The organism is Chloracidobacterium sp. D, assembly GCF_018304685.1.
In the GTDB taxonomy this organism is placed as follows: domain Bacteria; phylum Acidobacteriota; class Blastocatellia; order Chloracidobacteriales; family Chloracidobacteriaceae; genus Chloracidobacterium; species Chloracidobacterium thermophilum.
On the sequence record NZ_CP072634.1, the window covers coordinates 961,075 to 983,460 of the forward strand.

Consider the following 22,386-nt stretch of genomic DNA (forward strand, 5'->3'; position numbering starts at 1 on the left):
CAGGTTTTTGGATACAGGTTGGCCGGCCGGTGGCGTCCGAACATGCGCCGGGGTTGGCCAAAAGCGCAGCCGTCCAAGTGCAATCGGGCTTGCTTCCGAATATACATCGTTCAGTGGTGGAGCGGGTCGGTTTTGGTCATTGGGTCCGTCAAGCGGGATGCCGGGAAGGGAGCCAGTCACCGGCGGCACTGGCATCCTTTGTCTGTGGAACCGGCCTCGCAGGTGTTTTGCCGGACTGACCCGGTGCCACTGAAGCCTGCGACATGCTGCTTACCCTTGCCATCTGGACACTCATGATTGTGCTGGCGGGCCTGATCGGGCGGGTCTGCCTCTCCAAGGTTGTCTTTTCCAGCACGTCTGAGCAGTTCACGATCAGCCTGTGGTTTGGGGTCGGGGTGTTGTCCAACCTGTGGTTAAGCACGGCCTTCCTGCTCCCACTCGCGCCCTGGGTCGCCGCCCTGACGGCTGTCATTCTGCTCCTGTGGCTACAGCGGGTGAAGCCAGCCCATCGCCGTCTGTCCGAGTGGGGGAAGCGGCGTCTGTCGGCGGCAGCCGGACTGTCTGCACTGGCCCTGCTGGCAGCGGCGGCGGTTGCCGTTTCTCCCGTCACACTGGTGGACACCGGGATTTACCACTACCCCGCGATGCGCTGGTTGGCCGAGTATGGCGTGGTGAAAGGCACGGCCCTGCTCGATGTGCAACTGGGCTATGCCTCGTCGTGGTTTGCCCTCTTTGCGCCCTGTGTGCACGACGGCCTGAAAACACGCGCGGCGGGGCTGTCCGGTGGTTTTGCTCTGGCGCTGTGGTTGATCGGGGCTGGACTGGCCGGCTGGCGGCTGTATCGCGGAACCGGCCGCCCTGGCGACTGGTTTTTCGTCTGGGCCACGACGCTGGGGGTTGGGGCGCTCAGCACGGTGGAAGGACTGCTGGCATCTTCATCGCCGGATGTGCCGACGGCGGCCCTCATCATCGTTGTGCTGTGGATGATGCTCGACTGCGAAGCCCTGCCGCTGCCCGCCCGCCGGGGCCGGGACTGGGCAGTGGCCGCCCTGGCTGGAATGGCGGCTGCCATCAAGCTGACGGCCGTCCCGTTGCTGCTGCTGTCCGGCTGGCTGGTGTGGAGGTCGGCCGCCCGCCGCCGGTGGACGGCGCTCATTGCCTTCGTTGCCCTTGAAAGTGTGGCGCTTCTGCCGGTGACGCTGGCGCGGGTGCTGACTTCCGGCTGTCCCTTCTTTCCCTCGAAGCTGCTGGCGCTGCCGGTGGCGTGGCGCTATGAGATGAATCCGTGGCAGTACTCGACCGGCATCCCCCGGTCACTGACCACGGTGATTCGTGATCAGGCGCGCTGGGACTGGGGAGCTTTGGCCGTGGCCCGCTACAGTACAGGTCCGCTCAACGGCTGGTTGGACTGGCACTGGCTTCCAGGTTGGCCGACGCACGAACCCGTCGCCGCCGGGTTGCTGGCCGGGAGCGGTCTGGCGACACTGGTCTGTCTGGTGCGGTGGCAGACCGTGCCTGCGAGTTGGCGGTGGGCGCTGGGAACCGGGTGGCTCGGAAGTCTCTATGTACTGCTTCAGGCTCCGTCGCTGCGGTTTGGTGTCGGCTACTTCGTCGTCCCGCTGGCATTGGGGCTGGCGCAGCTTTCGAGGACGTTCCCCCGGTGGTCTCCGCTCCTGGTCTGGAGTGTGGAGCTATGCCTGCTCCCCTTTCCTTCGCAGTTGCCGCTGGTGCGTCCGCCGCGTCTGACGCCGGTTCCGGTTGTCCTCACTGATGTCAACGGCATGAAGCTCTACCAGCCGGTGCCCCGGCCAGGCATCTTTCCGCGCTGTGGTGACAGTCCGCTCCCGTGTGGCTCGAACATTGATCCCACCGTCCGCCTGAGCGATCCCCGGCGCGGCGTTGCGGCCGGTTTCATCCGGGGGCCGGTGCCGGAAAGGGAAGCCTTCTGATGGCAGCCATGACGCTGCACCGCTGGGCGCTGCTGGGGCTGATCGTGGCGAATGCGATCTGGGGCAGCACATTCGTTGTGGCGCAGGATGTTACCAATCCGGCACATCCCGGCAGTCTCGCGCCCATGCGCTACATCATGGTGCGGTTCGGGCTGGCCGTGGGGCTGATGTTGCTGGTGTGGGGCGGGCGATTGCGGCGGCTGCCGTCGCGGACACTGCTTCATGGGCTGTGGCTCGGCGTCTTTCTGGGGCTGGGCTACGTCCTGCAGGCGCAGGGGCTGGCCTGGAGCGGTAGTCCCTCCAAAGCGGCATTTATCACCGGGTCCAGTGTGTTGCTCGTTCCGCTGTTCGGAGTGTGGTTTGGAAAGCAGCGTCCGACGGCTGCGAATCTACTCGGCCTGATGGTGGCGTTCATCGGTTTTACCCTGCTGTGCTTTCCCGATGATGCGTCCCGTGGCTGGCGTTGGAGTGATGCTGTGTCGTTCGGATGCACCGTCCCGTTTGCTGTTCACATCGTCCTGATGGAGCGTTATGCCGGGCAGTCGGATGTGGACAGCCTCAACCTCGTGCAGCTCGGTGTCTCCGTGCTCGTGGCCGTAGCCGGATGGCTGGCGGTGGCCGGCTGGGTGCAACTTGCCCTGCCGCTGCCGGATGTACTGACCCCGGAACTGCGGCCGTTGTCCCTGACGGCCAACCAGGTGTGGGAACTGCTCTACCTGGTCATGTTTGGAACGATTCTCTGCTATCGCCTGCAAACCTGGGCGCAGCGGCATGTTTCCGCGACGCAGACGGCCCTGACATTGACGCTCGAACCGGTTTTTGCCGCGCTTATCGCCTTTTTGGCCGGCGTTGAACGACTTGGCCCCCGTGAACTGGTCGGCGGCCTGCTGACCATTGCTGGAGTCGTGATTTCCGAAGTCCTGGCCGGAACCAAAAAGACTTGACCCACTTCACCAAAATGACGACACTCACTGGCTTCAGTTTTGCTCCCGGTTTCTTGAGTCAGGCACCGAAAGGAGGTCCCGCCCTATGGCAAAGGCAAGCAAGCGCATCAACATCAAGTTGCAGAGTTCAGCCAGTTCACATTGCTACTACACGGAAAAGAACAAGCAGAACACCAGTGAGCGTCTCGTGCTGAAAAAGTATGACCCCATTGTGCGGCGGCACGTGGAGTACAAAGAGTCCAAGTAGCGACCTCAACGGTACGGTGGAATGTGGGCAGGGCGCGAGTCGGCAGGCTGGCGCCCTCGCTGTTTTCTCTGTCCAGGGCGCTGCGGCGGGTTCACCGACGCCTTTTTCCTGCTGAAAAGGTTGACCCAGCGCATTACGCTCGCTAGTGTAGCAGTACACAAGCGAGCAACCAGCCAAGCTTTTCAAGAGCCGAACAGGGGCGTTCCCAGTTCTCCCCAACGGCACGCAAGTCATGAAATCTTCTGAAAGCGACAGCGGAGCAGGACGCCCGATTGCCCGGCGTCCGACACGTTACCGTCTGGAAAAAAAGGTCAACGGTGTGTGTGTCCTGGAAGTCGTGGGACGCCTTGCCCCCAGTACGGCGCAGGAAGAACTGACCACGCGCGTGGATGACCTCATTGCCTCCGGCCACACCAACTTTCTCATTGACCTGCGTGGCGTGAGCTACATCAGCAGCACCGGCGTTGGGGCACTCATCGAGTGCTATCACCATGCGGAACGCGCCGGTGGCAAGCTCAAACTGCTCAATCCATCGCAGGCTGTGCGGCAAATTCTCACCGTTTCCAAGCTGGACAGCGTGTTTGACATCTGGACGGACGAGGAAGCCGCCATCCGCAGCTTTGGAACAACTGGCACTGAGACTGCGCACCCGGAGGAAGACGACCCGCCGACGCTTGTCCCTGAAGCTGTCAAACGTCCTTCTGCTGCCGCTTCCGCGCCGGCGACGTCAGCCGCTTCTACCCCCAAGGCGTCTCCGGCAGCACCGGAGACGCCAGATGTCAAACCGGCACCGGCGGCTCCCCAACCACGGATTGTCAAGGCCGCTGATGCCCCGCCACTGAAGAAAAGCCGTTCACGGCGCGCCAAGCCTTCCTCTTCCTAGAAACACGGCCTAACCTGCCGCCGACAGGCCGATGACCGTGCCAAAGGCCAGGGAGTCGCGGCTGCGCAGCGCCGTTCGGACGGCCTGCTGCAGGCGGATGACTGGGAAGGTGGGGGCCCGCCCCTCGGCCAAGTCCCGGAGAAAACCCTCGAAACAAGCCCGCTGGCTGGCAGGTGACGGCGTAAGGTCTTCGCGCTCAAGGTAGCCAGCCGGTGTTTGGACGGCCAGCCGTTCACGCGGGCTTTCTGCCCCGAACGTGGCGCTGATGTGAACGCTGCTCCCGTCGGCGAGTGCCAGCGTCAGGGCAAGCGTCGTCAGGCGTTCATAACTGACTTCCTGAGCATAGAGCCGCTCCGGGACGCTGTCGGTGAAGCTCATCGCCAGCAGAATGGCTTCAGCCAGCCGGAATGTCGCCTCGGCAGAAGGTGCCGGGCAGGTGGCGTGGAAGTCATACCGCAGCCAGGACGGAGCATTTGTGTACAGCCGTTTCAATTCGGCAAAAGCCGGCGTCGTCAGCCGGGCAAAGCCAATCATCAGCGGTACGTCCTGCGCCATGGCCAGCCGGAACACTTCCTCCAGTTCGCTTTCCTCATCCGCAGGCAACTGGGTCAGAAAAAGCGGCAGCCGACCCTGCAAAACCTCACAGGCAAGACGAAAGGCGTCTCCGGTGCGTCCCAACAGCACCACGTCGGTTTTGCCGTCAGAACCCAGGGGCGACACGTCATTCGTGCCGTATTCGGCATCGAAGGCTTTCACAAGCTGCCGTGCCTTTTCCGGGGTGGGTGCCACAACGCCCGTCACGCGAACCTGTCTGGAAGGGATGAGTTCCCGCAGCGCCTCCTGTCCGGTGTCGGCAATCACGGCCAGCCCGACCATGCCGCTGAGTTTGGGGCGCGCAACGCCGACATCGAACCGGACGGTTGGACTTCCCTCAACCGTGGCCGGATAGGTGACGGCCACGGCCCGGCCCGGCGCGGCGTCGGTGCGGAGCATCTCCCGTACGGCGGCATCAATGGCATCGAAGTCATGGCGCTCGATGTCCGGGCGTCCCGGCGGAGGCAGTGCCGTCACAAAACGCAGAAAGGACTCCATGGCTGGAAGAGGTGAGGCTGCCGTCGCCAGCGGGTCCTGCTCACCGCGTCCGCCAAACCAGGTAAACTGTATCTGCATTTCCTGGGCGCGACAGGCGGCCCAGGCCGCTTCGGGCAGCATCGGCAGGCTGGCAATCAGGCGCGCCTGTGGCTGGGCCAGACTGGAAAGCCACGGCGTCAGGCGTTCGGCGGCGGCTGTGTCGGTGACAATCAACACCGGGAGGCGTTGCGCACGGGGCGGCGCGGCGTTCAGGTCACAGAGGTCGGCTCCGGCAAGCTGGCACAGCCCACGCGCCAGTCGTCCGGCCAGGTTTTGCCCGCCGACGCCTACCGGCAGTCCCAGACGCACTTCAGCCGCCTCAACGGCCCGCCAGGCAATGCCGCCCGGAAGCGCCAGCAGTGCCAGATCGTCGGGCACGTCTTCCGGGATGGCCACCAGGCGGTTCGTGGCGACAAAAACCAGCGGGCCCGGAAGGTCCTGCCCGTAGCCAACCCAGGCCACCCGCTGTCCAATCTGGAAGCCACTGCGGGGTGCAACGGCCGTGATGACGCCGACGCCGCCGTGCTCGATGCTGAAGAGCGTCACCTTGCGCGTGACGAAGGTTTCGTAAGCCTTTTTGAAGCCTGCCTGCCGAAAGGAAGACCACACCCGACGGACGAGTCCAGGCTTGGCTGCCGGCGCCAGCGCCGTCGTTTCCGTGCCGGTGCGCGCTTCAGACGCGGCCGGCCTTTCATTTGCCGCCAGCGTCGCGGCGGCGTGCAGCAGGCACTGGCTGACGCGAATCACCGCGCCGCCCGGCGCCAGACGTGGGACAGGGGTTTCAGCATAGGTGAAGCGCCCCGTGCGGGGGTCCTGAACTGGTCGTTTCATGGCAATCCAGCGCGTCAGACCTCCATCGCCGGCAGGATACGTGCCCCTCTGCCGTCAGGCATCGTCTTCGCCATTTGTGGGGTTCTGGTCGGCAAGGTAGGCTGCAATCTGCCGGGCAACTTCACTGTCCTGGAGTGCATAGCGGAGCGGTGCGTCGAGCGTCGTCAGACAGTCCGGGCAGAAACGCACGGCCAGCACGTCCAGCCGTTTTCCGCAACCGGCGCAGTGTTCCGCCAGAAAGCGCATCGTCTCGTTGGCGACGGCCTCCCACTGGGGATGGGCGTCGAAACGGTCACTGGCCAGCGCGCTCAACTGCCACACCAGCAGGGCCAGCTCACCGACTTCATGCCAACTGTCGGTGTAGCTCATGGCTGGCTCAAAGATGGATGGAAGTGTGATGTCCCGGGCGGTCACTTCGCGCAGCGTCCGCAAAAGCGCCTGCCGGTATTTGTACAGATGCTGCTTGGCCACATAGACCTGGGGATTCACGACGGCTCGGTTCCTTCTGCGAAAGGAACGGTCTCACCCGCCCTGGCCGGCCTGACGCTGTACAGGATGTCGTAGGCAAGTGGATGTTCAAGCAGTTCCCGGGCCGATTCCTGGAGGGCAGCGATGAAGGGAGAGGCAAGGTGGGTACGGAAGTTTTCCAAGCTGGTCCACACTTCATAGGACACAAAACTGGCTGGGTCATCAGCCCGCACGTGGAAGTCATAGTAGAGGCAGTGAGGATGCTGGCGGATGGGTTCGATGAGCGCGCTGACCGCACCCCCGACCTTATCCTCACAGCCTGGGCGAGCCGTAAGCCGCACCATGATGGCAACCGGGCCGTCGGGTGTCATGTCGTCTCCTTTGTGGCCTTGGGGGAGTTGTAAAGGCCCTGCCTGACCAAAGCCGACCGCCATGATGCCGTGAGGCATGAAGCCAAGCAAGTCATCAGCCATCGGCCAGGCACAACCAGTACGTCCTGGGATGAACTTTCACACTCTGATTCGGTTTTCCGACCGGCCGTGTTATACAGGAAAAACGTTGCTTACCTCACATTTGTCAAATCAAGGAGTTCTGCGATGTCTGCTGCTGCACCTGTTCCGGTGGCGTCACCTGTCCCCGCGCTGACCACCCTTTCCGAAGATGAGCGCATGTTTCGTGACAGTGTTGCCGATTTTGCCCGTGAACGCATCCGTCCGCATGTGGCCCGCATGGATGAAGAAGGCGTCTTTGAACCTGCGCTTCTCAAGCAGTGTTTTGAACTGGGTCTGATGGGCATTGAGATTCCGGTCGAGTACGAAGGGTCGGGCGGAACGTTTTTCATGGCCACGCTCGCTGTTGAGGAACTGGGCAAGGTGGACGCCTCGGCGGCGGTCATCGTGGATGTCCAGAACACGCTCGTCAACAATGCGCTGCTACGCTGGGGAACGCCGGAGCAGAAAAGGCAATACCTGCCCAAACTGGCTACAAACATGCTGGCCTCGTATGCCCTTTCTGAAGCCGGTTCCGGCAGCGATGCCTTTGCCCTGAGCTGCCGCGCCGTGGACAAGGGCGACTTCTGGGAACTCACCGGACGCAAGCTCTGGATTACGAATGCCGCCGAAGCCGGGCTGTTCATTGTCTTTGCGACGGTCAACCCGGAAGCTGGCTACAAAGGCATCACGGCCTTTCTGGTCGAACGCGACATGCTGGGCTTTTCCGTCGGCAAGAAGGAAAACAAGCTGGGCATCCGGGCGTCCTCGACCTGTGAGCTGATTCTGGAAAACTGCCGCGTGCCAAAGTCAAATGTTCTGGGAGAGGTTGGCAAGGGCTACAAGGTCGCCATCGAAACGTTGAACGAAGGGCGAATTGGCATCGGTGCGCAAATGGTTGGTGTAGCTGCCGGCGCGCTGGAGCACGGCATCCGCTATGCCAAGGAGCGGGTGCAGTTTGGCAAACGCATTGCCGATTTTCAGGCCATTCAGCACCAGATTGCCGAACTGGCCACGCACATCGAGGCTGCGCGCCTGATGGTGTACAATGCTGCCCGCCTGCGGGATGCCGGACAGCCCTTCGTCAAGGAAGCCGCCATGACGAAATGGTTTGCGTCACAGGTGGCGGAGAGTGTCACTTCCCAGGTCGTCGAAATTTTCGGCGGCTACGGCTTCACCAAAGAGTATTCGGTCGAAAAATACTTCCGCGACTCCAAGATCGGAAAGATTTACGAGGGCACATCGTTTATGCAGCTCAACACGATTGCCAAGCTGCTGCTCGCCGACTGAGCTGCGTCAGGGAATCTCACAATGGATAGCGGTGCACGGTCTGACCTGCTGATTGTGGGCGGTGGCCCGGCCGGCATTGCCGCCGCCCTGTGGGGCAAGCGGCTGGGGCTGGACCCGCTGCTGCTGGAAGCCGGTTCCCAACTGGGCGGGCAGTTGCTGCGCAGCTACAACCAGTCGGTGGACTGTCCGGGATTTTACGGACTCGTTGGCACGGACATTGCCGAGCGGCTGACAATTCACCTCATACGCGAAGGCATACGTTTTCGGACAAATGCCTTGGTGACGCAGGTGGATTGTGCCGCCCGGAAGGTCGTCGTCAATGAGACGGAAACCCTCACCGGACGCGCTCTGGTGCTGGCGCTTGGCGTCCGCAAGCGCCGGTTGGGCATCCCCGGCGAGCGCGAGTTTGCCGGCCGCGGGGTGAGTACCTCAGCCACCCGCGACAAGGGGCGCTACGCCGGCCGGGAAGTCATCATTGTCGGCGGCGGGGACGGTGCATTTGAAGAGTCCCTCATCCTCGATGAAGCCGGTTGTCGGGTGACACTCGTGCATCGCTCCGGGACGTTTCGGGCGCGTCCTCTCTACCGCGATCGCGTGTTGACGCATCCACGGATTCGCGTCATGACGCACACGCGGCTGCTTGCCATTGAGGGAAGCCAACAGGTTGAGCGCGTCATCGTGGAGCGCAGCGCACCGGTTGAAGCCCCACGTCAGCAGGTCATCCCGGTGTCTGGCGTCTTTCTGGCGCTGGGAGTTGTGCCGGCGACCGAACTCGTTGCCGGCCAGGTAGAGCGTGACGCCGAAGGCTATCTCATCACGGACCGCCACGGGGCAACCTCCTGTCCCGGCGTCTGGGCCTGTGGCGATACAACGCGACCGCTGCTGTCGAGCCTTTCGACGGCTTTCGGTGACGGTGCTACTGTGGCCAAAGCCGCTTTTGACTGGCTGTTGGCACAAAAGCAGTAGCGGCCAGGGCTGACTTTGTTTATCGTCGGCCGCATCCCCCCGCCCGCGTCCCGATTCTGCTTCTTCATCGTGGTGAGCGATGCTTTTGTATGAAATCAATGCCCGCCTCAACGGGCAACGCTTTGCCGACATCAGCGAGAGCCAGTTGGAGGAGTATGCTGCGCTTGGCTTCGATACCCTGTGGCTGATGGGCGTGTGGGCCATCGGCCCCGAAGGGGTGATGATGTCAAAGCGCCATGCCCCGGACTTTGTCGGCTCGCCCTACGCCATCAGTGACTACCATTTCAACCCGGAGCTTGGCGACGAAGCGGATTTTGCGGCGCTCCGCCGGCGCGCTCACCGCCATGGGCTGCGGCTGGTGCTCGATTTCATCCCCAATCACTTTGCCCGTGATACGCCGCTCATTCTGACGCACCCGGAATACTTCATGCACAGCAACCCGGAGTGGCGCGATGAATACCGGGATGATTACTACTGGCATCCATCAGGGCGCTGTCTGGCGCATGGCAAAGACCCCCACTTTGCCGGTTGGGAAGATACCGTGCAGCTTGATTACACCGTGGCTGGCACACGCGCCCACATGCGCGACACGCTTGTTCGGCTGGCGACCATGTGCGATGGCGTCCGATGTGACATGGCTATGCTGCTGCTGCGTGACCAAATCCGTCGGCAGTGGTATCCGCGACTGCCCCAGGAAGTCTTTGACCGCGCCATGCCGGGTGAGTTCTGGGATGAAGCCATTGCAGCGGCCAAGCGCGCCAATCCCGATTTCGTCCTGATTGCCGAGGCCTACTGGGACACTGAGCTGAAACTGCTCTCGCTGGGTTTCGATTACGCCTACGACAAGCGGCTGCTCGATTGTCTCGTGGCGCATGATGCGCCTCGTGCTGTGGCTGAACGGCTGCGCTCGGTCTCCGAACTTTTTCTCAAAAACACGCTCCGCTTTACCGAAAATCACGATGAGGAACGGGCGGCGGCGCGTCTGTCGCCGCTGGCCAATCGGCGCGCGGCAGCGCTGGTGTGCCTGCTGCCGGGTGGCGTTCTGATTCATCAGGGACAGATGGAGGGCGTCACGGAAAAAATCCCCGTTCAGCGTATCTGGCCGCTGCACCACCACAAGCCGGATGTGGCCCTTCAGACGTACTTCAAGGCGCTGCTGGACCTGGCACGACGGCCCCTTTTCCGCCACGGCCACTATGCCCGCGCCGAGTCCAATCTGCCTCACGTGGTGAGTTTCTGGCGGGCCCACGGCACTGCGGCCGAGCTGGTACTTGTCCCCATCGGGGACGCCCCTGTGCACCTGCCCGTCACACCGTGCGTCACGCTGCCGCCACCGGCTTACCAGGTCAATCCCTATGCAGCGCGGATACGCCAACGCCCGGAACAACGGCTGCCGGTTGTAACCCGGAACGACTGCTGGGAACTGAACGCTGCGGTGCTGGCCACGGCGTTTGAAGCATCCCCGTTCGTAAGCGTCACCTTTGACGCCGAGGTTTGAATGTGAACGCCCGGCTCACGACGCTCCTCCATGCCCTGCGCTGCCCGGTGTGCGCTGGCGAAGCCCTCGTCTTTGAAGGCGAGTTTGAGGGGGTGCGCCGCACCGGGACGTTTTCCTGCCGTCAGTGCAGCGCCCGGTATCCGTTGCAGGATGGAATTGCCGATTTTCTGCCGACGGGCCACCCGGCGCTGACGCTGGCCCAGTTGACGGGACAATGGAAGCTGACGGCAACCGTGTATGAGCGCCTGTGGCGAACCCGCGCCCTGTCGCTGCTTTCCGGGGAGGCATTTCCGCCAGCGCGCGAAATTGGCTTGCTGCTCGATGCCCTTGAACCCACCTTTGCTGAAGATGGGCTATGGCTCGATGCCGCCTGTTCGACGGGCTACTACGGACGCCCGATAGCCAAACGACTCCTGGAGCAGGGCCGGACAGCTTCACTTGTGATTGGGATCGATCTTTCGCTGGCGATGCTGGAAGAAGCCCGTGCCTACGCCAACCGTGAGGGCGTCGCCGAAGCCATGCTCTGGCTGCGGGCGGATATGTCCGCGCTGCCGCTGGCTGAGGCCACGGTGCGGGGCATCGCCTGCGGCGGCTCGCTCAATGAGTACCGCGATGCACTGGCTGTGTTGAAGGAAGGGCGGCGCGTCCTGCAACCCGAAGTCGGACGGTACTTCGTCATGAACCAGCTCGACCCACCGCTCATCGTACGGGCGGCGCTGTCTTCCATGGGCGGGCTGACGTTTTTCACGCGCCCCAGGCTGGATGCGCTTTTCGAGGCCGCCGGGCTGCACAAGGTAACGGCCGCCGATTACGGCAAACTGGCCATCACCGTGCTGACCGTCTGAAGCCGGGGCAACGTCAGGCTTCAGGAAACGCTGGACGCCACCGCGGACTGAGCCGCCACGGCATCGGGCGGAACAGAAGCAAAAAAGGCACGCCAGTCGCTGACCGGAGGCGTGTCGTCAGAAACGATTTCCAGTGTCCTGCCGTAGGCCGTGTCCGTCCACAGTGCCTGAACGCAGACTTCAGCCACATCAGCACGTGGAATGGAGCCACTCGAAAGGGCATCGGCCGGAGCCACCCTGATGCCTTTCTGGAGCGGAGGCTGGTTGGTCAATCCGCCCGGCCGCACGATGGTGTAGCGCAGTCCCGACGTACGAACGGCCTTTTCGGCCTTGTCCTTCATCGTGAGGATGTCGCCAAAGGGCTTCATCATGAGGCTGAACGGGTTGAGCGGTTGGTTGATGAGCATCGAGGTGACGATGACGATATGTTCGGCTCCGACCCGCTTCATCGCTTCCAGCACATTGACGGTGCCACGGTTGTCCACGGCGTCAGCGCCATCCTCACCAAAACCGAAGAAGTCGGCGAGACCCTTGCCCGTATTGGCAAAGCCAACGCGCGTGCCAACACAGTTGATGACCGCCCGGACACCGCGCAGCGCGTTTTCCAGTCCGGCCGGGTCCCGGACATCCGCCACGGCCGTTTCAACACCCGGCCCGGCGACTTCTTTTAGTTTGGCTTCCGACCGGGCAATGGCGCGCACCTTGATGCCGTAGTGCTGCAACCGCGCCACAGCTTCCCGTCCAGTGCCGCCGTTGGCGCCCAGAACTGCCACGATACCTTCGTAAGTGGGCATGAACCCTGTTCCTCACACACAAAGTACGGGGGGAGGAGAGGATTGATTTCACGGGGCTGTGACCGGCGCAACCTGTGCTGCCGGAGATGGCGCAGGTGTCACGGCACGCACGACCGCTTCAGCCACGACTTCCGCCGCAAGCGTTCCCAGGCAGCCGACATCCGTTACCGTCGCCAGCAGGTCAGGCGCGGCGACGGAGACAGCAAAGAGGGTGTCACCGTCGAAGGGGGTGTGGACGGGCGAAATCGTCCGGGCCAGCCCGTCGTGGGCCATCTGGGCGACTTTTGTGAGTTCAACCTTGGAAAGGGGAACGTTGGTGGCCACGACCCCGATGGTCGTGTGGCTGGCCGGCGGCAGCGGCGAAAAACGGGTGATGCGTCCGTCGCGGATGCATGCGGCAAGGTCGGCAAAGCGGCCATCCTCCAGCCGTGCGCCGGCGATGATCTGCTGTGTTTGAGGATGCCGGACGTCGCCGACAGCATTGACAGCCAGTAGGGCAGCGACGCACACGCCGTTGGGCAGCGTGCGCTGAAAACTGCCAATACCGCCCCGTGAGGCGCGGGCAAAACCGAGCAGCTTGCCGACCGTTGCCCCTGCGCCGGCCCCAACGTTCCCTTCGGCAACCGGAGCTGTCGTGGCGGCCAGGCAAGCCTGGTAGCCCGCTTCAGCATCGGGATATATCGCCGGATCGCCGGTGTGCAGGTCAAACAGGATGGCCGCCGGGACAATCGGCACCCGCGCCACACCAACGTCAAAGCCAACGCCCTGCTCCCGCAGGTAGCGGACGACGCCGGTCGCTGCTTCCAGACCGAAGGCGCTGCCTCCGGCCAGAACGATGGCGTGCACCTGGGCAACGAGGTTGAGCGGCGCCAGAACATCCGTTTCACGGGTGCCGGGCGCGCCGCCACGCACGTCCACGCCGGCTACAGCCGGGCGGTCGAAACACACGACGGTACAGCCGGTCGGCCGGCGCGTGTCGGTGAAGTGTCCGACGCGCAGCCCGGTAATGGCGGTCAGGGTCAGGTTTTCCATACTGCCAGACTTTCAGCCAAAGCGTCGCGCCAGTCGCGCAGTACCGGCAGCCCACGGGAAGCGTCCGCCGAGTGCGCCAGGACGCACGACATCGGGCGCTTTGCCGGGCGACGCAACTCGGCTTCCGTCACCCCAACCAGTGTGGCCTGGACGCGGGAGCCGAGCCATGCACGTGCCAGAGCGGCAAAATCGTACCAGCTACAGGGTTCTCCGGCGCTGACGGCATGAAACAGCCCCCCGGCGCGGGCTTCCGCCAGACAGCGCAGGTACAGAGCAACATCGGCCGCATAGCTGGGAAGAATGCGGTTGTCGGTGATGCCTTTGACGACGCCGGGACGGGTGAGCAGGTCGCCGATCACGCTGGCAAAGTTCTTGCCGCCGCGTCCAAAAAGCCCGGCTACCCGTACGACGGCGAAATCCGGTGAAACGCTGTGCACGGCCTGCTCTCCCGCCAGCTTGGACGCGCCATAGACCGAAATGGGGTTGGGGGGACTCGTTGGCTGGTAGGGAAGTGGGCTGGTGCCGTCAAAGACATAGTCGGTGCTGATATGGATGAAGTAAGCCCCGATGGCCCTGGCGTTTTCGGCCAGATGACGGGGGCCATCCGCGTTGTAGAGAAAGGCGGCGGCGCGGTCGGTTTCACACGCATCCACGTTCGTCATGGCGGCGCAGTTGATGATGACAGCCGGACGGTACTGCCCAAGGCAGGCTTTCACGGCTGCTGCGTCGCTGATGTCCAGCTCAGAGCGGCGCAGAGCGATGACCTCGTAGTGCTGGTGGCAGGCTTCAGCAACGTGGCGGCCAAGCAATCCGGCTGCGCCGGTGACAAGCAGGCTGGGCATGGTGTGTGTCAGTCACGCGGACGACGTTTGTCTTTGTCCTTGTCGTCTTTGTCGCGTCCGATTTTCCAGATTTCCCAGAAACGGCGTTTTTCGCGTCTTTCCTCACGTCTTTCGGCCTGACGCTGCTCAGCGCGTGGGGCGCGCGCAGTCCCAGGGCCGGGTTGTGGGCGAGGCGTGGACGGCGGCTCCGTGCGCGTGGTTTCCACAGGTGGTCGGGAGGGTGGAGGAGCGGGTGTTTCGGCGGATGGTTGGGGCGGGCGTGCCGCTTCCGCTTCGTTCCGGGCTTTATTGGTTGTTGGGGAACGGCGGGCGGCAGGAGTTGTGGCTGGTGGAGCAGCAGGCACTGTTTCCCCTGGCGGGTTGGCTGGTGTGGTCGCTGATGGTGATGAAGCGGCTGAATGGTTTTCTCCCGACGGATTGGCAGCAGGGCTGGTGTCCGGGGATGGCCCGTCCGTAACTGGCGGTGCTGTAACAGCCGGTCTTTCGACAGGGGATGTCACCGGAGCCGTAGGGCGCATCCAGCTTGTTGCCACCAGCCCCCCAACCAGCAGTACTGCCGAAATACCGCCCACGATACCCAGCCGCTGAACTGCCCTGGAGCGCGATTCGGGGGCCTTGGCCATGGTCACGGTCTGAACCGTGACCATCTCCGGCGCCGGTGTGGACGCCGCGCCGATAGCCAGTGTGCCCGTTCCGGCTCTCGGCGTGGGAGTCGCCGGGGCCTGGCTCAGAGGGGATGACGACACCGACGATGAAGCCGGCCCGCCGGTGCCCACGGGGTTTCCGATGGCAAAGGTCCCTCCCACCGTGTCTTGTGTGGCCGGAGTGGGTTGAAGACTGCTGCCCTGAAGGGTGGCTTTCTGGGCCGGGCCTGCTTCCGCCGCCAGTGTGCTGTCATCCGTCGGCGCCTTGAACGGTGTTGGTGTTGGCAGGGAAAGGGGAATGACCGGACTGGGCTTCGCGCCATAGGCCGCGGCGTACGCGGCTTCAAGCCGGTTCCACCATTCAGCCACTGAGGCCGGGCGGTCGGAAGGCTTTTTGGCCAGCGCCACCAGGACAGCTTCTTCCAAAGCTGGGGGCAGATCGGGATTGACTTCACGCAGTGGCGTTGGCGGTTTCTGAATCTGGGCCGTAAGAATGGCAGCGACCCGACCCCGAAATGGCGGCTGTCCAACCAGCATTTCGTAGGCAATGACGGCCAGACTGTAGAGATCAGACCGCGCATCCAGGTCCTCACCGCTGCAATGTTCGGGCGACATGTAGGCTGGTGTTCCCACCAATTCGCCCGTGCGCGTGATGCTCGACGAGGTTTCAGCCTCTTCGAGCGTTTTGGCCAGCCCGAAGTCGAGAACCTTGACCGTGGTGCTGCCGTCATCCCGCCGCTTGAGCATGATGTTGTCCGGCTTGAGATCGCGGTGGATGATGTTGCGGCGGTGGGCAAATTCAACGGCGGCACAGACTTCGCGCAGAATCGGGAGCGCCAGCGGGGGTGGCAGTACCCCCTGTTCCAGCAGGATATGGCGTAGTCCCTTGCCCTCGACAAACTCCAGAATCAGGTAAGCGCCGCCGTCAGGAAGCTTGCCGAAATCATAAACCGTGACGATGTTGGGGTGTTCGGTGGCAGCCGCCGTGCGTGCTTCCCGGAAGAAACGTTCGAGTGAGCCTTCAACCGTCAGAATTTCCGGGCGCAGGACTTTGACGGCTACGGTCCGCTCCAGGAGCAGATGGCGGCCGCGGTACACTGCACCCATGCCACCCTGTCCCAGGATGGCTTCCAGCCGAACCTTGTTGTCAATGATGCTCCCTACCAGGGATGACTCGGACGCCGTATCGGGCTGGGGCATAGGTCTGGCTCACATGTTTGGTTGGGGTTGCGTGACTTTAGCCCATCTGGGCCTCAGCAAATGTCACCATGCCTACGTGCAGGCTACATGCTGCATCGAGAATTGAAAATGCCAAAGCCGCACCGCTGGCTTCACCCAGACACAGGTCAAGCTGCAGGAGCGGTGTCACTCCGAGCGAATCAAGCAACACCTGATGCCCCGGCTCGGCCGAACGATGCCCAAACACCATAAACTCCCGCGCCGCCGGTGCCAGAGCGACGGCCACGGCGGCGGCTGCCGTCGAAACGTAGCCGTCGGCAACGGCTATGAGTCCTTCAGCCGCACACCCCAGAAACGCCCCACACATGGCGGCCAGATCAAGCCCCCCAACGTTCACCAGGATGTCGTACGGAGCATCGGGGCGCAGGCGATGGCGTTCGAGGGCATGCCGGATGACATCCGCCTTGTGCGCGACGCCTTCCGGTGAAAGTCCGCTGCCACGGCCTGTCACCAGTTCGGGTGGCTTGCCGGTCAGGGCCGCCGTGACCGCGGCTGCCGCCGTCGTGTTGCCAATGCCCATTTCACCAATCGCCACGGCCCGGATGCCCCGCTGATGGAGTTCACACACCGTTGTGTAGCCGGCGTGCATGGCGGCGTCGCATTCCTCCGGCGTCATGGCCGGTTCGTGGGCAAAGTTGCGCGTCCCACGGCGTACCTTGCTGTGCCGGATACCAGGCAGGTGCAAAACATCGGCGTCAATGCCGACATCACAGATGACGAGTTCACTGCCGGTGAGTCTGGCGAGAACAGCAATCGCTGCCCCGCCGCCGATGAAGTTGTGCAGGTGCTGGTGGGTGATCCGTGTTGGAAACGCATTGACGCCTTCGGCACAGATGCCATGGTCGGCGCAAAAAACCACAATTGCCCGTGGCCGGGACTGTGGGGTTTCCGTCGCCTGAATGGCAGCTATCCGGGCTGCCAGGGTTTCCAAGCGGCCGAGACTGCCCGGCGGTTTGACAAGGCTGGCCTGCCGCACCGCTGCCTTTTCTGCCCAGACCGGCTGCGGTGGATGGATGTTTTCCAGAAGACTTTGCCACCAGTGCGTCATGACAGCGTACCGAAGGCCCGGCGCAGCGCGGCTGCCGATTCATCGAGGGCGCGGGAAGCGTCGTCAAACAAGCCCGTCAGCGCGAAAAAGCCGTGCAGCATGCCGGCATAGCAGGAAACCGAGGTGGTCACACCGGCGGCTTCAAGGCGCCGGGCATACGCTGTGCCTTCGTCCCGCAGGGGGTCGTACTCAGCCACGATGATGTGCGCCGGAGGCAGCCCGGACAGGTCTTTTTCAAAGAGCGGTGAGAGATAGGGATGCCGCCGGTCCTGGTCGGCCGGGACGTAGTGGCGCAAAAACCACTGCATGGTTTCTTTCGTCAGCAGGTAGCCTGTGCCGTAAGCCTCATAGGACGGTTGGCTGTGGGTGACATCGGTCACAGGATAGACGAGCAACTGGAACACCGGCAGCTTTCCCTTGCGATTGCGCGCCATCAGGGCGGCCACGGTGGCCAGGTTGCCGCCAGCGCTGTCACCCGCAACGGCAATCCGCGCCGGATCGCCGCCCAGTTCGGCCGCGTGGGCGGCCGTCCATTGCAGGGCGTCGTAAGCGTCAATGGGCGCTGCCGGGAAGGGATGTTCCGGGGCCAGCCGGTAGTCCACCGAGACCACCAGCGTCGGAGTCCGGTTGGCCAGAATGCGGCAGACGTTGTCGTGACTGTCGAGATTGCCAATGACGAACCCGCCGCCGTGGAAGTAGAGCGTGATAGGCAACGGCTGGTCGCTCGGCGGCGCGTACAGGCGAACGGGAATTTCAGCCTGGCTGCCCGGAATGCGCCGTTCCTCGATGCGGGCCACAGGTTCCGGCGGCCCGGCCAGGGCCCGGAGCGCGAGGAAGGACGCCCGCGCCTGCTCCGGCGTCAGCGTCCACATGGGCGGATTGCCCAGCGCTGCCATCTGGTTGAGAAAAGCTTCTGCCTGTGGATGCAGGGGCATCGGATACACCTCCGCTGCCAGGCGTGCGCGTTGTTCCCGCCCGGCTCAAGTCAGCTCTCACGTCAGCCGCACCGTCTGATCGCCGGCGATGATCTGTCCAATCGTGAAGACTTCACAGCCGCGCGCGCGCAGGTTTTGGGAAACGGCCTCGGCGTCGCCTGCGGCCACGACCAGCGCCATGCCGATTCCCATGTTGAACACCCGGTAGCTTTCTTCTTCAGGAAGCTGCCCCAGGGCGACGAGGTGGGAAAAGACCGGCAGGATGGGCCAACTCCCGCGCCGAAGTTCAACCGCACATCCTTCAGGCAGGATACGGGGCAGGTTGTCAAGCAGACCGCCGCCGGTAATGTGCGCCAGCCCTTTCACCTGTCCGCTGCCGAGCAGAGGTTCGAGCGCCGGCAAATAGCACTGGTGCGGTTTGAGGAGTTCTTCGGCCACCGTACAGCCCAGGGCTTCAACCTGCGTGTCGGTTTCGTAGCGCGCCGTCTCGAAAAACAGTTTCCGCGCCAGGCTGTAGCCATTCGTGTGTAAGCCTACCGAGGGCAGGCCCAGAACGACATCGCCGGGGCGGATGGTTTTCCCGTCAATGATGTGGGGACGGTCCACCCAGCCGACGATGAAGCCGGCGATGTCATACTCGCCATCGCCGTAGAAACCGGGCATTTCGGCCGTTTCGCCGCCGATGAGGGGGCAGCCGAAGTTGCGGCACGCCCGGGCCAGTCCGTCCACAATCGCGGCCACAATGCCGGGGGCCAGCCGCCCGGTGGCAATGTAGTCGAGAAAAAACAGCGGACGCGCGCCCTGAACGAGAATATCGTTGATGCAGTGGGCAACCAGATCGTAACCTACGGTGTGGTGAATGCCGGTCAGAAAGGCGATTTTGAGCTTCGTGCCAACGCCGTCGGCGCTCGCCACAAGCACCGGGTCAGTGGCGCCGGCAAAGGTCGGGCGAAACAGTGCGCCGAAGCTGCCGATGTCACTGAGCACCTGGGCGTTGAACGTCGTCTGTGCCAGGTGGCGGATGCGGCGCTTGGCTTCCTGAGCGGCCGCCAGATTCACGCCGGCGTCACGGTATGTCACCACGGTGGTTTCCCCATTCAGAGATAGAAATCTTTCTGGTCCGGGTCCTGGCCCTGGGTCAGTTCGCGGAGCAGCGTTTTGACTTCGGCCTGGGCGCGCAGACGGGCGTCCTCGTCGAGTGTGAAGGTCACACGCAGGTGATCGCCTTCGCGCAACCCGGCCGGAAGCAGGCTCACCGGACAGTCGAAATACACCCGGTCGTTGTCGTGGAGCACAAGCCGGGCAAGGCCCTCGGTCAAACTGTCCACGACGAGGTGGCAGGCGCTGGAAGTTGCCGGATCGTCCATGGGTATCGGCCTTTCAGATAATGGCTTAGGCGGAGAGTTTGGCGCGCACGAGGTCATTGACGGCTTTCCCGTCGGCGCGGCGTCCGGCCAGCCTGGCCATGACGGCTTTCATCACCCGGCCGATGTCCTTGGGTGAACTGGCTCCGGTTTCGGCAATGACAGCCGTGACGATGGTCTCCAGTTCGTCGGCGCTGACGGCCGCCGGCAGGTAGCTTTCCAGAAGTTCCAGTTCGGCCTGTTCCCTGGCGGCCAAATCTGCGCGCCCGCCCTTGGCAAAGGACTCGGCGGCTTCCCGGCGCTGTTTGATCAGGGTCGAAAGCAGCGCCATGACTTCGGCATCGTCAAGCTGGTGCTGCACCTCGATTTCCTGTTTCTGAAGCGCCGCCTTCACCATGCGCAGGGCTTCGAGGCGGGCGGTGTCCCTGGTTTTCAGCGCCGTGGTGAGGTCGGCAAGCAGGCGTTCACGAAGCGTCATACAGGCTCAATCAGACTTAATCCGCCAGCAGGGTAAGGTCATGCAGTTCGATGGCGCGAACTGTCGTGATGCCTTCCTGGTTGGTTTCGATGATGCGGATGAAAGTGGGCAGGTGGATGCCGCCAACGAGCGCGTAGTGTTCCGTGTACTGGGCCACGCCCGAAAGCCGGCCGGTTTCGGGATCGAAGTAGGTCACAACGTAGTGCCTGGGCAGGTTACGCCCGTCTTCAGTGATGACCACGTCAAGCGTGGTGATGGTGAAGCGCGAGCCGTGCATCTGCCGGCAAACTTCGGTGATGACGCCATCCTGAATCCGGTAGCTGGAGCCGAGCGGGTCGCCCTCGAACACGATTTTGACCCCCAGGGCATTGTCCTCGCCTTCGGCAATGAACACGGGATAGTTGGTCGGCACGGGCATCCCGCCGCTGCGCTCCAGCCGGTGCGCCAGGTTCATCGCCAACACCCCGCGCAGCCACTCCAGGCTCTCCTGGCTCGCGCCGGGAAGGTCAAGGGTGATGTCGCGGATGGTTTTCAGCGTGACGTGGCCGGTGAAGGTGTGGCTGCCTTCACGGAAGGTCACGGCCGCCATAAAACCGTGAAACTGGTCGTCCGGGAAGGTGGCCCGGCGGGCACGCGCGTCTTGCAGCAGTGTTTCGGCCATTGTGGAAGGGGCGTCGGGTAAGGTGACAGAAACAGCCATGGTACATTATCTTGAAACGGGTTCAGGTTTTTGAGCCGGCGAAGGGAGATGCGCCCAACAGCATACCCAGCACGGCCGTGGTCGTGCAATCCCGCGTGCGGTCAGGATGATGGATGCAAGGTGTGTATTTTGACAAACCTTCGGCGGATTGGCTACGGTAAGCGAATACGGTTTGATGTTGGTTGTCCATGGTTCCCCAACGGCGTCCCCGTGACGAGGAAAGGACTGTGTTTTTATGGCGCGACAGTGGAAAAACTACTGTGAGTTCGAGCCTATCGTGCAACGCATCGAGTACATGCGGGTGCTGGTGCTGGACAATCTGATTGCCTGTTTGTCCGACCTCAACGAGAAGGCGAAGGACGAACCCAACTTCGATGCCGAGGCGTGGGTTGCCGAAGAACGCAAGATCGCTGGATTCGCCATCGGAAATATCACCCAGAACATCAACAACTTGGTTGTCAAGCCACACTGGCTGGTGGTCCGCCTCAATGAGCTGACGGATGCCCGGGTCGCCGATTTTGACCCCGATGCCATCATCATCAGCGGCACGCTGCGCGACTTCGATCTCTACAATCCGAAACTCATTGCCAACCTGGAGTCCTTTCTGCAGCGCACGACGGTTCCCGTGCTGGGCATCTGTGGCGGACATCAGATTATGGGGCAGGCGTTTGGCGTCCGGGTGGTGACGTTGGACGGTTTGAACCCGTGGGAAAAACGTACCGAGCGCATGCGGGAGTACCAGTATTACCTTATCCACGTCCTGCGCCCACAGGACCCGCTGTTTGCCGGTATTTTGACCGAACGTGGGCGGCGGCTGCCGAAAAATACGCTTCGGGTGTGGCAAAACCACGGGCTGATGCTGGAGCGCGTGCCGCCCGGATTTTCGTTGCTGGCCAAAAGTGAGCTGACCCGCAACCAGATTATGGTCAAGCGCGGCGACGGGCAGTTGCTCTATGGCGTGCAGTTTCACCTCGAAAAATCCTTCGAGGACTGGCGCAAGCTGCCCAGCCCGTGGGAACACCGGAACGAAAGCCGGGACGGACGGCGGATGTTTGAGAATTTTCTCATCGAGGCGCTCAAACACCGTGGTAAGGCGGATTTGGTACACGAGAAAGCCATTCTGCCGGCGCCGGTTGTCCAAACCCAGCCGGCCCAGCCGGCCTATGCGGTTGCGGCGAGCGGGCAACGGCTCAACGGGCATGGCAGTTCCGGGAAAGCGCTTCCGCCAGCGCGTCCGGCGGCGGAAGTCCCCACGCCGGAAGCAGAAGGCGAATACATTGCCGACCGCCTGACCGGCCTCTGATGCCGGCCATTTTCCTGACCAGGTTCCTGATTCCGGGCCATCGCTGCCCAAGGCATTTCCACGCCGGGGCCGAAAGCGGTATCTGCGCCGTTCCTTCCCGTGTGCGTACCGGCCACACGTTCAAGCTGGTCTTGCGTCCGTCTGTTTCTCTTGCGTCCGTCTGTTTCAGGATATAGCTTGTCCGCAGAGTAAGGTTCTTTTGGTTTTGGGTGCCCGTTGCTTCAAGCAAGCGAACGGGATAATAGGGAAGCGGGTGCAAATCCCGCACGGTCCCGCCACTGTGACGCCAACATCAGGTTTCGCGCCATTTCCTCAGTGAGCCACTGCGCACCAGCGTGGGAAGGCGCGGCGCGAAACGGCGAAGTCAGGAGACCTGCCCAGAGCCACGCGCACGGAAAGCTTCTCGCGGAAGGAGCTGCGCGGCCAACAGTCTGCCGACCGGCGTCCGTTTCGGGCGCAGGTTCCTC

Annotated in this window: 22 protein-coding genes and 1 riboswitch; of the genes, 9 read left to right on the forward strand and 13 right to left on the reverse strand. The window is 63.0% G+C overall.

Going from position 1 to position 22,386, the window contains the following annotated elements:
• The first annotated feature begins 263 nt into the window (after positions 1–263).
• From J8C01_RS04035 to J8C01_RS04050, 4 genes are all read left to right on the forward strand, one after another.
• The gene (locus J8C01_RS04035; RefSeq protein ID WP_014099320.1) at positions 264–1,949 is read left to right on the forward strand and encodes an LIC_10190 family membrane protein; all 1,686 of its coding nucleotides are present in this window, start codon (positions 264–266) and stop codon (positions 1,947–1,949) included.
• The gene (locus tag J8C01_RS04040) at positions 1,949–2,893 is read left to right on the forward strand and encodes a DMT family transporter (RefSeq protein WP_014099321.1); all 945 of its coding nucleotides are present in this window, start codon (positions 1,949–1,951) and stop codon (positions 2,891–2,893) included. Before J8C01_RS04035 ends, J8C01_RS04040 begins: the two co-directional genes overlap by 1 nt.
• Before the next feature lie 85 nt (positions 2,894–2,978).
• Positions 2,979–3,140 (forward strand): 50S ribosomal protein L33, encoded by a 162-nt coding sequence (rpmG, locus tag J8C01_RS04045; RefSeq protein WP_014099322.1) that lies wholly within the window; start codon positions 2,979–2,981, stop codon positions 3,138–3,140.
• A gap of 232 nt (positions 3,141–3,372) precedes the next feature.
• Positions 3,373–4,023, forward strand: coding sequence for an STAS domain-containing protein (locus J8C01_RS04050; RefSeq protein ID WP_014099323.1), 651 nt, complete (start codon positions 3,373–3,375; stop codon positions 4,021–4,023).
• 9 nt (positions 4,024–4,032) lie between these two features.
• Here J8C01_RS04050 and J8C01_RS04055 read toward each other — a convergent pair whose 3' ends face one another.
• The 3 genes from J8C01_RS04055 to J8C01_RS04065 are packed head-to-tail and all read right to left on the reverse strand — an operon-like array spanning position 4,033 to position 6,824.
• Positions 4,033–5,985 (reverse strand): dehydrogenase-like protein, encoded by a 1,953-nt coding sequence (locus tag J8C01_RS04055; protein ID WP_014099324.1) that lies wholly within the window; start codon positions 5,983–5,985, stop codon positions 4,033–4,035.
• Between the two features lie 54 nt (positions 5,986–6,039).
• Positions 6,040–6,474, reverse strand: coding sequence for a hypothetical protein (locus J8C01_RS04060; protein ID WP_014099325.1), 435 nt, complete (start codon positions 6,472–6,474; stop codon positions 6,040–6,042).
• Complete coding sequence (locus tag J8C01_RS04065) at positions 6,471–6,824, reverse strand: putative quinol monooxygenase (protein ID WP_211432468.1); 354 nt, start codon at positions 6,822–6,824, stop codon at positions 6,471–6,473. The genes J8C01_RS04060 and J8C01_RS04065 overlap by 4 nt, the downstream gene beginning before the upstream one ends.
• A 225-nt stretch (positions 6,825–7,049) precedes the next feature.
• Here J8C01_RS04065 and J8C01_RS04070 point away from each other — a divergent pair, with 225 nt between their 5' ends.
• The 4 genes from J8C01_RS04070 to J8C01_RS04085 all read left to right on the forward strand — a co-directional run bounded on the left by J8C01_RS04070 (position 7,050) and on the right by J8C01_RS04085 (position 11,540).
• On the forward strand, positions 7,050–8,231 hold the full coding sequence (locus tag J8C01_RS04070; protein ID WP_211432469.1) for an acyl-CoA dehydrogenase: 1,182 nt from the start codon (positions 7,050–7,052) through the stop codon (positions 8,229–8,231).
• A 21-nt stretch (positions 8,232–8,252) separates the two neighbouring features.
• A complete protein-coding gene (locus J8C01_RS04075; protein ID WP_211432470.1) occupies positions 8,253–9,197 on the forward strand; it encodes an NAD(P)/FAD-dependent oxidoreductase in 945 nt (314 codons plus the stop codon).
• 79 nt (positions 9,198–9,276) lie between these two features.
• A complete protein-coding gene (locus J8C01_RS04080) occupies positions 9,277–10,695 on the forward strand; it encodes an alpha-amylase family glycosyl hydrolase (protein ID WP_211432471.1) in 1,419 nt (472 codons plus the stop codon).
• A 2-nt stretch (positions 10,696–10,697) separates the two neighbouring features.
• Positions 10,698–11,540 (forward strand): methyltransferase domain-containing protein, encoded by an 843-nt coding sequence (locus J8C01_RS04085; RefSeq protein WP_211432472.1) that lies wholly within the window; start codon positions 10,698–10,700, stop codon positions 11,538–11,540.
• Between the two features lie 20 nt (positions 11,541–11,560).
• On the opposite strand, the gene J8C01_RS04090 is transcribed toward J8C01_RS04085, so the two are convergent.
• From J8C01_RS04090 to J8C01_RS04135, 10 genes are read right to left on the reverse strand one after another with little or no spacing between them, the layout of a single operon-like run.
• Entirely contained in the window at positions 11,561–12,334 is a 774-nt protein-coding gene (locus tag J8C01_RS04090; RefSeq protein WP_211432473.1) for an SDR family oxidoreductase, read from the reverse strand.
• Positions 12,335–12,382: 48 nt separating this feature from the next.
• Positions 12,383–13,366 (reverse strand): P1 family peptidase, encoded by a 984-nt coding sequence (locus tag J8C01_RS04095; protein ID WP_211432474.1) that lies wholly within the window; start codon positions 13,364–13,366, stop codon positions 12,383–12,385.
• A complete protein-coding gene (gene rfbD, locus J8C01_RS04100) occupies positions 13,354–14,208 on the reverse strand; it encodes a dTDP-4-dehydrorhamnose reductase (RefSeq protein WP_211432475.1) in 855 nt (284 codons plus the stop codon). The genes J8C01_RS04095 and rfbD overlap by 13 nt, the downstream gene beginning before the upstream one ends.
• A gap of 8 nt (positions 14,209–14,216) precedes the next feature.
• On the reverse strand, positions 14,217–16,052 hold the full coding sequence (locus tag J8C01_RS04105; protein WP_211432476.1) for a serine/threonine-protein kinase: 1,836 nt from the start codon (positions 16,050–16,052) through the stop codon (positions 14,217–14,219).
• Positions 16,053–16,089: 37 nt separating this feature from the next.
• Positions 16,090–17,139, reverse strand: coding sequence for a nicotinate-nucleotide--dimethylbenzimidazole phosphoribosyltransferase (cobT, locus tag J8C01_RS04110; RefSeq protein WP_211432477.1), 1,050 nt, complete (start codon positions 17,137–17,139; stop codon positions 16,090–16,092).
• Positions 17,136–18,074: an alpha/beta hydrolase gene (locus J8C01_RS04115; protein ID WP_211422904.1), complete on the reverse strand. Its 939-nt coding sequence runs from the start codon at positions 18,072–18,074 to the stop codon at positions 17,136–17,138. The genes cobT and J8C01_RS04115 overlap by 4 nt, the downstream gene beginning before the upstream one ends.
• A 57-nt stretch (positions 18,075–18,131) precedes the next feature.
• Positions 18,132–19,157, reverse strand: coding sequence for a phosphoribosylformylglycinamidine cyclo-ligase (gene purM / locus J8C01_RS04120; RefSeq protein ID WP_211432478.1), 1,026 nt, complete (start codon positions 19,155–19,157; stop codon positions 18,132–18,134).
• A 14-nt stretch (positions 19,158–19,171) separates the two neighbouring features.
• Positions 19,172–19,441 carry a DUF3006 domain-containing protein gene (locus J8C01_RS04125; protein WP_211422906.1) on the reverse strand — a complete coding sequence of 90 codons (270 nt, stop codon included), beginning with the start codon at positions 19,439–19,441 and terminating at the stop codon, positions 19,172–19,174.
• Between the two features lie 25 nt (positions 19,442–19,466).
• Positions 19,467–19,916: a GatB/YqeY domain-containing protein gene (locus tag J8C01_RS04130; protein WP_211422907.1), complete on the reverse strand. Its 450-nt coding sequence runs from the start codon at positions 19,914–19,916 to the stop codon at positions 19,467–19,469.
• 16 nt (positions 19,917–19,932) lie between these two features.
• Positions 19,933–20,616: a DUF3386 family protein gene (locus J8C01_RS04135; protein WP_211432479.1), complete on the reverse strand. Its 684-nt coding sequence runs from the start codon at positions 20,614–20,616 to the stop codon at positions 19,933–19,935.
• Positions 20,617–20,851: 235 nt separating this feature from the next.
• Here J8C01_RS04135 and J8C01_RS04140 point away from each other — a divergent pair, with 235 nt between their 5' ends.
• A complete protein-coding gene (locus tag J8C01_RS04140; RefSeq protein WP_211432480.1) occupies positions 20,852–21,919 on the forward strand; it encodes a type 1 glutamine amidotransferase in 1,068 nt (355 codons plus the stop codon).
• 190 nt (positions 21,920–22,109) lie between these two features.
• A riboswitch (cobalamin riboswitch) is annotated at positions 22,110–22,315 on the forward strand.
• Positions 22,316–22,386: the final 71 nt, after the last annotated feature.